Below are 11,051 nucleotides of genomic sequence, written 5' to 3'. Positions count from 1 at the left end.
CTGGCTCGCCTAATGTTAACTTTTGTAAAAAAAAATTAAGTTTTGTTGCAAAAAATTTTTTTTTGGGGGAGGGGGGTTGCTTTTTTGCGGGACTTGCGCTACTATTTTAATATAATGGGATGGTTGCAAAAATTTTATTTTCGGCAATATTCAATTATTCAACCTAACACCAAAATATTATCATCAATCCTGAGCCCCTGTCAACCCCTTTAACAAAAATTGTCCGCTGATGAATTTACCAAATGCTCAATCTGTCTCAGAATTTGACCGCCAGATGATGCGTTATTGTCTAAATCTGGCAAAGGAAGGGCTAGGAAAAACCGCACCAAATCCCCTAGTAGGTTGTGTGATTGTCCGTGATCAAAAAATTATCGGAGAGGGATATCACCCCGGACCCGGACAACCCCATGCCGAAATTTTTGCCTTGCGGTCTGCGGGAGAATTAGCCAGGGGAGCCACAGTATATGTGAACCTAGAACCGTGTAACCATTACGGAAGAACTCCCCCCTGTAGCGAAGCGTTAATTAAAGCAGGAGTTGCTAAAGTAGTGGCGGGAATGGTGGATCCGAATCCTCTGGTAGGTGGACAGGGAATTGCTAAACTGCGCGAAGCGGGAATAGAAGTAATTGTCGGAGTAGAAGAATCAGCCTGTTTAAAATTGAACGAAGCATTTGTTCATCGGATTATTTATAAACAAACCTTTGGTATCTTCAAGTATGCCATGACCCTCGATGGAAAAATAGCCACAGATATAGGTCATAGTGCTTGGGTAACAGGTGCGATCGCTCGCCAGGAAGTTCACCGTCTGCGGGTCGCCTGTGATGCAGTCATTGTCGGGGGAAATACCGTCAGGCGAGATAATCCTCACTTAACCACCCATGGTCAAGGGGAACCCAACCCTCTGCGGGTAGTCATGAGTCGTAGTTTAGATTTACCATCATCAGCGCGACTTTGGGACACTTCCGAGGCTGCTACCATAGTTTTTACAGAAGTTGGTTCCCGTCCCGATTTTCAAGAACACTTGCGGAAAAGGGGGGTAGAGGTCGTGGAATTTGCACCATTGACACCCACTAAAGTTATGTCATATTTCTATGAGCGTCAATTTTTGTCCGTGCTATGGGAATGTGGCGGTCGTCTAGCCTCGGAAGCCATAACTCAAGGGTGCGTTCACAAGATTTTGGCGTTTATTGCTCCTAAAATTATTGGTGGACAGGCTGCACCCTCTCCCGTCGGTAATTTAGGCTTTAGTCAAATGACCCAAGCCTTATCCCTAGAAGGAGTAAGCCTGCGAGCGATCGGTTCAGATTACCTAATTGAGGGTTATTTGTCTAATGGTAGGTCTCGAACCTTACCAGAGGCTTTTCAATCCCCGACCACAGGGAGTAAAGCCTGATGAATGAGGTGATTATTTTAGGCTTGATGGTCAGCAGCCTCGGCGTGGAAGCAGTCCTAACCGGAAGCTGGCTATGTCAATTGCAGGATGAACAACAACAAGAATATGAAGAGGAGGAAGAAATCTTGACTCATTATGATTCCGACAACCCTAATACCACCACGATCGCATCCTCTCAACCTCAGATATCTTCCCCTAATCATCAAGACTGGGAATATAAAATTGTTCGCGCTCAAAGAGATTTATTTCGGAATCCTAAAACCTTTGAAAAACTTTGTCAGGAAGAGGCGATCGCTGGTTGGGTAATGGTCGAAAAACTAGACGATCGCCGGGTTCGCTTCCGTCGTCCTAGCAACTACCAGCCATCCCAGTCTCAGTCAGATCAAGCAGCCTTCATTGACCCCTATCGGTCTTCCTATGGGTCTAGCTTTAACTTGATTGGTTTACTAACAGGTGTCGCCTTTTTAATGGCAATTATTCTCCCCGCTTATTTGGGATATATATTGGTATCAACTACCTTAAATAGTCTGCCCCCAGAACTACCCATAACCCCCGAAATAACCGAAGGTAACGAAGATGAAAACATCGAAATACCCAGATAAATCCTATATATCCCATCAGAGTTTAGCACCCCATTAAGTTTATACTTTCGATTTGGGTATCCCTTATCCCTAATCTGAGAAAATGCCATAATCGGTCTATTCTCCTGTAGGATAGACCATTATTCTATAATATTCATCCGGTTATGACTGCAACTAAAAACCTAGAAACCCTTGGCTGTCTTGGTCAAGTTACCTTAGAAGGCGATATGGTACGCCTTAAAGGTTGGTCTGCTTCCTGGGGAGGTGGTCCTGTCCTGGATTTTCGGATTAATATTGGTGGCTTAGATGTTCCTCAGTTTCGGGTAGAGAAGGGGTTAATTAGTCAGGATGTCCAACAGTTATTTCCTAGTTTAGATCACGCTGACCAGGCTAGGTTTTTGATTTATATTCCCCTAACTTGGATTCAACAAACAGGTTTATTAAATAGTTTGGTCAGGCTAACTCCTGTGTTTGCATCGGGAGAAGGTGATGTTTTATTTGGGTTCTTGGAACCTTCGCTTCCGGTTCCCGAAAAAAGCGATCGGGTTGGGGTCGGTGGTAGTTTTAAGTTTGTGGCAGCCGACTTTTTAGGACATTTTGTTAATAAAGCCAATTTACAACCAGCAGAGGCGGTTCTTGATGCGGGTTGCGGGGTCGGTCGCATCGCTTATGGTTTGGCTTATTATCTCAACTCTCAAGCCTCTTATCACGGGTTTGATATTGTTCCCCATTGGATTGATTGGTGTCAGCAAGTGATTAGTGCTACCCGTCCTAATTTTCATTTTCAATGTGCCGATTTATACAGCGATCGCTATAATCCCACTGGTAAAACTCCCGCCGAAAATTTTGTTTTTCCCTACCCTAATAACCAATTTGATTTTGTGCTTTTAACTTCCGTTTTTACCCATTTATATGCAGACGCTAGTCGGAATTATTTACAACAGATAGCCCGCGTGTTAAAGCCTGGTGGTCGGTGTTTATGCACTTTTTTCCTATTAAACGAGGAAACCGAATCCTTGATTAAATCCGGTCGGAGTTCCCGCAATTTTGCCTATGCTGTCGGCGAAAGTTTTATCGATGATCCTGATAATCCCGAAGATGCGATCGCACATCCAGAAGCATTAGTAATGGATTGGATTAAGGATTCTGGTCTATCAGTACAACGCCAAGATTATGGGATGTGGTGTCGTCGCAGTCGTTCCGCTAGTTATCAGGATATGTTGGTGCTGTCTAAAAATTAAAGCATCCTACTTATTCTTCTAATCTCACCAAAAACTCATAGGTAAAACCTCGGAAATTAGAGTCGAGTTGGAAAGTATAGGTTCCCGATTCGGGAATTACTCCCGTCCATTCCGTTAGCTGCTCATTAGCATTAACATCATCCCCTAAAAGTTGACCATCAGGAGTAATCATATAGGGAAAAATCGAGTTTTCCGCCGTAACTGTCAGAGTTTGACCTGCTTCAGCTTCCAACGTATAGCTATGGCTACCACCGCCAATAATTTCCCCTTGGATAATAGCTGAATTACCACCAGGTAAAAATTCAATCCGTTGGCGGACATTCGGACAACTGCTATGGGTTCGGTTTTTAGCAACCCATCCCGGAACCGGATCACTAATTTCTAGCCAACCATCTCGCTCATTGACTACCGAAATAAATGTATTATTGGGGAGTTGACCAACAATGTTACCTTCCTGAACTTGAGGCGATCGCCTTACATTTAAAGGAGGGTCAGGATCTTGGACAATTGCCATAGTAATCTCGCAGCCAGTTGTCGGCGGTCTCACCACAATTGGTGGCGACTCTATCATCCCAGGTGCTTCACTTGGCGCACTGGGAACCGGGGACTCAGTAACTGTTGGTTGAGGTGAGGCGGCGGGGGTTTCCTGTGAAGATCGCCACTGAATAGCGATCGCTGCTACTATAACTGCTGTCACCAGTCCGGCTACACTGGCAACTATCAATTGCTTGGGTTGGAAGGACATGGGACAGACCTCGCTTGTACACAAAAATGATCTTCAAAAATTGCAGAGTTCCCAATTCCAAATATATCAAAACTTACCCCCTCTTCCCCAATCCTTCAGGACTCTAACCTAAAACTTAACATGATAATTATCTCTAAAGTTATAGTTAGCGTGTATTTTTAACATAATCATTATTTCCTGCCCCGATCGCAAATCCTGACTCTATATCAATGCCTAGATTAACTGGTACTCGGGTACAAGTTCCCAAACGCCATCAATTACTCACCCAAGTTAAACAAGAGGTGAGACAATATCGGCTACAGTCTCCCCATCGCCATGTTCTCACCAAGTTAGCCCAAGAAAAACCCCCCCTACGCATGAGGCGCGCTTGGGATGTGGAAGTGAAAATAGGCAGCCGCCCTAGTGTTAAATTAGCAGCTAATGCCGGAATTATTGAAGTTTTCGATCACATTGATGGCCGCTTGTTGATTTTGGGGGGAACTGGTTCCGGGAAAACTACCACCCTGGTGGGACTCGCTAAAGTCCTAGTAGATAGGGCCTTATCTGATGAACATGAACCTATGCCGATTTGGCTCAATTTATCATCTTGGCCTGTTGATCAACAATCCATCTCCGACTGGATTATAGAGCAAATGCACCTCAAATATGCGATCGCTCCCGAATCAGGACGCTACTGGATGGAACAACTCCAGATCCTCCCCTTATTGGATGGTTTCGATGAGGTCGAAGAACATCATAGGGAATCCTGTATTCAATATATTAATGATTTTTTAGACAGTCATCTCTCCCCCCTACATTTAGTAGTATCTAGCACCGTCAAATCCTATCATCCATGCCAGTCACGGTTGCAGCTAAATGGTGCAATATTATTACGTCCCTTGACTAATCGACAGATACACAAGTATTTAATGAATGCTAGAAGTCGGGAACTTTGGCATGACATCGAAGAAGAACCACAGTTATTAAAATTAGCCAAAAAGCCATTATTTTTAACAATGATGACCCTGGCCTATGAAAATATCTTAATCTCATCTTGGAAACATTTAAACACCATTGATGAGCAACAAGAGTATTTATTAAAAGCCTATCTGCGCCATCAAATTTCTACCTTACGCGATCGCCATCATAATAGTAATGCACCCAAAAACTACAGCTCCGAACAATTCCGCCACTGGTTGACAGAACTCGCCAAACGCCTCGAAAAAGAACAAACGCAAGATTTTATCCTCGATCGCATTCCCAAAACCTGGCTACATACCCCCGAACAAGAACGGGCCTATAATCTCGCCATGAAGATAGTCGAAAGTGGCATTTGGTGGTCAATTATAGCAGCGATGATCCTAGCAATCATTTGGCGATCGCTCCCACTGTTAATCGCCGCCATGATCCTCGGAATCATATTAGCCCTCACCTACCAAAGGTTGAGCTTAAAATTGGCGATCGAACGCCTGATATTGCGATTTGTCCTATGGGGAGAAGGAGATGCACCCTGGAACTATGCCCAATTTTTAAATGATGCCACCGGGTTACTGTTGCTCAGAAAAATTGGCTCACGCTACCAATTCATCCATCGCCTACTACAAAAACATCTTGGCAAAACCTAAACACTTCTCAAACAGGTGCGTCAGTAGTTGATTATGGCGTGATCATGACTATTTAGGCGGTCAGGCCAAGCCAACCAGACAGTCTATGGGCTAGTTTTAAACTTTGCTACTTGCCAAGATTGCCATCGAGTCGGACACTTAGACTTGGGAGAACTGATGCAGTCGAGAGGTAATTTAAGTGAAACAAGTATTAGCAGTAATTCTAGGTGGCGGTGCGGGCACCCGTTTGTACCCCCTAACCAAAATGCGAGCCAAACCCGCTGTTCCTTTAGCCGGTAAGTACCGTTTGATCGATATTCCGATCAGTAACTGTATAAACTCAGAAATTCTGAAAATCTATATCCTGACCCAATTTAACTCAGCATCCCTTAACCGTCATATTGCCCGAACCTACAACTTTTCTGGCTTTACAGATGGCTTTGCGGAAGTCCTCGCCGCACAACAAACCAGTGTCACTAACCCCCAATGGTTTCAGGGAACCGCTGATGCAGTGCGCCAATATCTATGGCTCATGGAAGAATGGGATGTTGAACATTTCCTGATTCTCTCCGGTGACCACCTGTACCGCATGGACTATCGGGATTTTGTCCAACGTCATATCGACACAGGGGCAGACATTACCCTATCAGTTTTACCCGTAGACGAAAAACGGGCTTCTTCTTTCGGCTTGATGAAGATTGACGAAAGCACTGGTCGGATTATCGATTTCAGCGAAAAACCCAAGGGAGAAGCCCTAAAACAAATGGCAGTGGATACTAGCACCTTGGGGTTATCCCCGGAAGAGGCAGCCGAATCCCCTTACATCGCTTCTATGGGCATCTACGTTTTTAAAAAGGATGTTTTATTTAAACTACTCAAGGATGCCCCAGATCAAACCGATTTTGGTAAGGAAGTGATTCCTGGTGCCGCTAAGGATCATAATGTTCAAGCCTATCTGTTTAACGATTACTGGGAAGATATCGGAACTATTGAAGCCTTTTTTGAAGCTAACTTGGCTTTGACTCAACAGCCACAACCTGCTTTTAGTTTCTACGACGAGAACGCTCCTATTTATACCCGTTCCCGCTACTTACCACCATCCAAGATGCTGGACTGTCAGATCACTGAATCTATTATTGCTGAGGGTTGCATTCTCAAGGAATGTCGCATTGATCATTCTGTGCTGGGGTTGCGCTCTCGTGTCGAGTCCGGTAGTCTCGTTGAAGACACCATGTTAATGGGGTCAGATTTCTATCAACCTTTTGCTGAACGTCAATATGGTTTAGAAAAAGGTAGCGTTCCTATCGGTATCGGTAACAACACTACTATCCGCCGGGCTATTGTCGATAAAAATGCTCGCATTGGTCGCCATGTCCAGATTATCAACAAGGACCATGTTCAGGAAGCAGAACGGGAAGAGGATGGCTTCTACATTCGCGGTGGAATAACCGTAATTTTGAAAAATGCCGTGATTCAAGATGGGACAATTATTTAGGTTTACCTTTTGGGTAGTTCTATGGTTGACTAAGGGAAAGGAGGCTATTTTAACCTTCCTATCATATAAACAATCTGCCCTAGTCCATGTCTAAAATTGTCTTGATTATAGGGCTTCCTGCTAGTGGGAAGTCCTTTATTGCTGAAAGGTTATCTCAAGGCTCGCGCTTTCAGCGCTGGGTCTCCACTGATAGAATTCGCCAGCGCTTATTTGGTGATGAGAGTGTTCAAGGACCTTGGTTGCCGATCTGGGCTCAGATTTGTGCGGAACTTGAACAGGCCGTTGCTGATATGGTTGATGTTATTTATGATGCTACTAATGCTCAACGCCTTCGCCGCCGAGATTTAATTGCTCAGGTCCGTGGCTTTGGTTTTCAGTCGGTGGGGGGATTATGGGTTAATACTCCCCTAGAGGTCTGTCTAGCACGCAATGAAAGGCGATCGCGCCAAGTTCCTCAAGGGGTGATTCTCCAAATGTATCGCCAACTTACAGACGCGCCTCCCAGCCTTAATGATGGTTTCGATCGCCTCATTGAGATTCAAAATATATAAATATGCTGCTTTTCCTAGCATCCTCTGCTAGGCTGGATCGAATTAGACTGGATTTTCAGACTCAAGTTATTGTGCGGACGCACCCAAAAGCACGAAATGAGAACAGTAGGAGAGTAGATAATGCCGACGACAGATTATAAAGATTACTATTCGGTTCTCAGCTTAACTAAAAATTCTAGCGCCGATGAGATTAAAAAAGCCTATCGCCGATTGGCTCGTAAATATCACCCAGATATGAATCCCGGTAATAAGGCTGCGGAGACCCGCTTTAAGGAGGTTAATGAGGCTTATGAGGTACTCTCTGACCCCGAAAAACGCCAAAAGTACGATCGCTTTGGTCAATATTGGCATCAAGCCGGAAACTCCGGTTGGTCTGGAACTACTAATAGCGCTAATAATCCTGATGTCGGTGGCTTTGATTTTAGCCAGTTTGCTAGTTTTGATGAGTTTATCAATAGTCTATTAGGACGCGCGCCGGGAAGTCCTGGGGGTGCCGGTCGTAGCTATTCCTATCGCACCAATCAGTCCAAATCACCCGGTTATGGTGGATTTGAGGATTTTACTTCTTCCTCTTCCTCTCATTCGGGTTCTAATCTTGAGACTAAGGTAACATTAACTCTTAGTGAAGCCTTCCACGGTACTCAGCGCCGCATAAGCGGTGGTGAGGTTTCGATTCCCCCTGGCGTGAAACCGGGAAGCAAGATTAGAATTCGGGGACAAGGACAGGTTGACCCCTACACCCAGCAACGGGGAGATTTATATTTGATTGTCGATATTCAACCCCACAGTTTTTTTAAGTTAGATGGCGATAATCTTACCTGCGAAATTCCCGTAACTCCTGATGAGTTGGTTTTGGGAGCTTCTATTCAGGTTCCTACTCCTGATGGTATGGTGAAAATGAATATTCCCCCTGGGCTTCGCTCTGGACAGTCTCTCCGACTTAAGGGGAAAGGTTGGCCGAAACCAAAGGGCGGCGGACGTGGTGATCAGTTTGTCAAGTTATTGGTAGTTCCACCTGATGAACTTACTGCGATCGAGCGTGAATATTATCAGAAAATTGCCGCTAATCGTACTTTTAATCCCCGTAGTAGTTTATCTTCCATCAGTCTTTAGATACTCAAAACTCTACAGCCTAAACTCGATTATAACTCGATTCTCTAAAGGCAAGGGACAACCGGGAAATTAATTAATAATTGTACTAACCATATCCCTCTGGGAGATGCTCACCCCCCCCATATCAAGCCTAGGCTATGGGGGAATTGTTGACTATAGATGCGATCGCTTTTTCCATCAACTTACTTAACAGGATGACAAGCAACACGCCGAATGTACCACAATTTAGGCAATTTGTCAATATATCATCTAACTTATATTATCGGTATATTATGGATAGTTTCGCCAGGTGAATGATGAGGGTGTCAGCCATTAATTAATAGTGCTGACATCACCTCATTTGTGCCCAATTTCACCTAATCTATACTAAACCCTCCAGGTAGCTAAGTAGGTATCATTTCCACCTAAAGCATTAGGGTTAATAGCTGCGGAAGTCGTGAAAACATCAGGTTGAGTAACCGTACCAAAAATCACAGCTTGACCATTGCGAACCGTAAAAGCATTAACAGTTCCCCTTGAGCCATTGTCACCAGGTTGGGTTAGTGGATTCCAGAATCTCCTGATTGTATAATCTGGAGAAAGTCCCAAAACCGCCATTTCTCCTAGGGTGTAGTTTCCTACTGGTTGACCGTTAATAGTTTTATCAGCGCGATTTTGGAGTTGGAATGCGGAAGCACCACCAATATAAACCTGTCCAAATTCATCAGCGGTAATAGAGTTAGGGTTAAAACTATTAGCACCAGTGGAAGTGCGGGTAACAATAAATTGACCGCGTTCGATATCTCCATTATTGGGGTCTATTTTAGCATGGAAAGTAAAGGACCCAGAACCCGCACCCGAAAAATTATTAAATTGATCAACATTCACCATAGTTGATAGGTTTTGGGTGATGTCTTGACCATCCCGCTGAAAGACGTTATTTCCGCCATCAGTTTTTCCGAGGAAATAGAGTCCGCCATCTTGTCCGAAGGTAATCCGTTCCCCACGGGTATCAGCACCTAAATTCTGTCCGGTGACTTCAGAGGCGCTATAATCCCAGGTATTCCAGAGTTGATTTAATCCGGTATCAAAGGCGCGTAAAAATGGGGTTTGTAAGTTGCTAGTTACTTGATTAAATCCGGTGACAAAAATGCGATCGCCATTGGGGTCAATAGCAATATCTGCGGGACGGATATCAGTTCCGGTCAGGGTAGTAGTAGCCAGTTGGGTTCCTGTCGCACTCCACAGAGTCACCGTATCGCTACTATTAGTTAGGGTAGCAATATTACCATTATTAGCAATCGAAACTCGGTCAAATATTCCCGTGTCTGACCACAAAATATTTGCAGCCGTACTATCATAAACCCGAATCCCAAAATCACCGACAGCAACTATTTCTCCACTATCGCGGTCTACATCAAGATGTCGAACATTTCCCCCTAAGTTGGTAATTGATAAAGGCTCTGTATTTCCATCCTCCAAGCGTTTAATCTGACCCACACCGTCAAAGTTTCCAGCAATGATAATAGCCGAATCTACAGGAGAAATAACCGCCGCACTAGCACTATCATTTCCAGGTGTTCCTAGATAAGTTGCGCTTTCCAGTTGCAGGTTATTGGTAGAGTCATTATCAACAATGAAGAGAGTAGCGCTTTCTTGGCTTCCCAAAGTCGCACTTCCTGTCAGGTTACTCAGACTCAGAATCACCGTTTCTGTCGGTTCAAAGATGTCATCATCAATAATAGGAATGGTCACGGTTTTTGGTGTTGTATCTCCATCCCCAAAAGTCACCGTAATGGGACTATTGATATAATCTTCCCCAGCGGTAGCTGTTCCATCAGTGGGGATGACATCAACACTAATTTCTCCAAGACTTTCACCACTTCTTATTACAGTAATTTCGGAGATGGGTGTACCATCTTCATTAACACTGAAAATGGCATCACTAAATTCGATTACTGACGGCTCCACATCGTCATCAATAATACTCAAGATTATTGAATCGCGATCGCCTAAAGTTAAACCACCGGTAGGATTACTCAGCACAATCCTAAATTGTTCCGTATCTTCTACTTCATTATCATCGATAATCTGGATGTCAATATTTTGGATGGTTTCACCTGCTGAAAAAATTAGGGTTCCGCTACTAGCTATGTAATCCTCTCCGGCGATCGCTGTATCATCTACCGTCGCATAATCTACGGTTACTGTACTACTTGTGTCTCCCGTTCTTTCGACTGTAATTATAATATTACCGTCACTTTCAACAACTTCTATTTCCTCCATAGTAAACCCTACAACTGTAAGCTCCGGCTCTGGTTCCGGTTCCGGTTCAGGTTCAGGTTCCGGCTCCGGTTCAGGAGTCGGTTC

9 protein-coding genes are annotated in these 11,051 nt (G+C 44.3%); 7 read left to right on the top strand and 2 right to left on the bottom strand.

The genetic code is table 11. The features are described from left to right. Window positions 1-229: 229 nt before the first annotated feature. The 3 genes from ribD (at window position 230) to B9T16_RS20635 (ending at window position 3,215) form a co-directional block, all read left to right on the top strand. Window positions 230-1,393 carry a bifunctional diaminohydroxyphosphoribosylaminopyrimidine deaminase/5-amino-6-(5-phosphoribosylamino)uracil reductase RibD gene (ribD, locus tag B9T16_RS20645; protein ID WP_317269562.1) on the top strand — a complete coding sequence of 388 codons (1,164 nt, stop codon included), beginning with the start codon at window positions 230-232 and terminating at the stop codon, window positions 1,391-1,393. Next, the gene (locus B9T16_RS20640; RefSeq protein ID WP_006617229.1) at window positions 1,393-1,995 is read left to right on the top strand and encodes a hypothetical protein; all 603 of its coding nucleotides are present in this window, start codon (window positions 1,393-1,395) and stop codon (window positions 1,993-1,995) included. Before ribD ends, B9T16_RS20640 begins: the two co-directional genes overlap by 1 nt. Before the next feature lie 143 nt (window positions 1,996-2,138). Next, window positions 2,139-3,215: a class I SAM-dependent methyltransferase gene (locus B9T16_RS20635; RefSeq protein ID WP_410245644.1), complete on the top strand. Its 1,077-nt coding sequence runs from the start codon at window positions 2,139-2,141 to the stop codon at window positions 3,213-3,215. Window positions 3,216-3,225: 10 nt separating this feature from the next. Here B9T16_RS20635 and B9T16_RS20630 read toward each other — a convergent pair whose 3' ends face one another. Further along, window positions 3,226-3,960 (bottom strand): SH3 domain-containing protein, encoded by a 735-nt coding sequence (locus B9T16_RS20630; protein WP_006617058.1) that lies wholly within the window; start codon window positions 3,958-3,960, stop codon window positions 3,226-3,228. A gap of 209 nt (window positions 3,961-4,169) precedes the next feature. Between B9T16_RS20630 and B9T16_RS20625 the strand changes: the two genes are divergently transcribed. The 4 genes from B9T16_RS20625 to B9T16_RS20610 all read left to right on the top strand — a co-directional run bounded on the left by B9T16_RS20625 (window position 4,170) and on the right by B9T16_RS20610 (window position 8,702). Further along, window positions 4,170-5,564, top strand: coding sequence for an NACHT domain-containing protein (locus B9T16_RS20625; protein WP_006617057.1), 1,395 nt, complete (start codon window positions 4,170-4,172; stop codon window positions 5,562-5,564). Between the two features lie 178 nt (window positions 5,565-5,742). Beyond that, window positions 5,743-7,038, top strand: coding sequence for a glucose-1-phosphate adenylyltransferase (locus tag B9T16_RS20620; protein WP_006617056.1), 1,296 nt, complete (start codon window positions 5,743-5,745; stop codon window positions 7,036-7,038). Window positions 7,039-7,124: 86 nt separating this feature from the next. Beyond that, window positions 7,125-7,589: an AAA family ATPase gene (locus B9T16_RS20615; RefSeq protein ID WP_410245643.1), complete on the top strand. Its 465-nt coding sequence runs from the start codon at window positions 7,125-7,127 to the stop codon at window positions 7,587-7,589. A 120-nt stretch (window positions 7,590-7,709) separates the two neighbouring features. Beyond that, entirely contained in the window at window positions 7,710-8,702 is a 993-nt protein-coding gene (locus B9T16_RS20610) for a DnaJ C-terminal domain-containing protein (protein WP_410245642.1), read from the top strand. 366 nt (window positions 8,703-9,068) lie between these two features. On the opposite strand, the gene B9T16_RS20605 is transcribed toward B9T16_RS20610, so the two are convergent. Next, window positions 9,069-11,051: Calx-beta domain-containing protein (locus B9T16_RS20605; RefSeq protein WP_410245641.1), on the bottom strand; the 1,983-nt coding region annotated here is incomplete at its 5' end.

Origin of the sequence: Arthrospira sp. PCC 8006, assembly GCF_046480465.1 — a bacterium.
Taxonomy (GTDB): domain Bacteria; phylum Cyanobacteriota; class Cyanobacteriia; order Cyanobacteriales; family Microcoleaceae; genus Limnospira; species Limnospira platensis.
The sequence above is the reverse complement of the archived record's forward strand: the minus strand, read 5'-3'. Positions and strand labels throughout refer to the sequence as shown.

Excerpts from the sequence above, each read along its gene's own strand:
- B9T16_RS20625 (WP_006617057.1), top strand. The coding sequence starts at position 4,170 with ATGCCTAGATTAACTGGTACTCGGGTACAAGTTCCCAAACGCCATCAA.
- B9T16_RS20610 (WP_410245642.1), top strand. The coding sequence starts at position 7,710 with ATGCCGACGACAGATTATAAAGATTACTATTCGGTTCTCAGCTTAACT.
- B9T16_RS20630 (WP_006617058.1), bottom strand. The coding sequence starts at position 3,960 with ATGTCCTTCCAACCCAAGCAATTGATAGTTGCCAGTGTAGCCGGACTG.
- ribD (WP_317269562.1), top strand. The coding sequence starts at position 230 with ATGAATTTACCAAATGCTCAATCTGTCTCAGAATTTGACCGCCAGATG.
- B9T16_RS20635 (WP_410245644.1), top strand. The coding sequence starts at position 2,139 with ATGACTGCAACTAAAAACCTAGAAACCCTTGGCTGTCTTGGTCAAGTT.
- B9T16_RS20615 (WP_410245643.1), top strand. The coding sequence starts at position 7,125 with ATGTCTAAAATTGTCTTGATTATAGGGCTTCCTGCTAGTGGGAAGTCC.
- B9T16_RS20640 (WP_006617229.1), top strand. The coding sequence starts at position 1,393 with ATGAATGAGGTGATTATTTTAGGCTTGATGGTCAGCAGCCTCGGCGTG.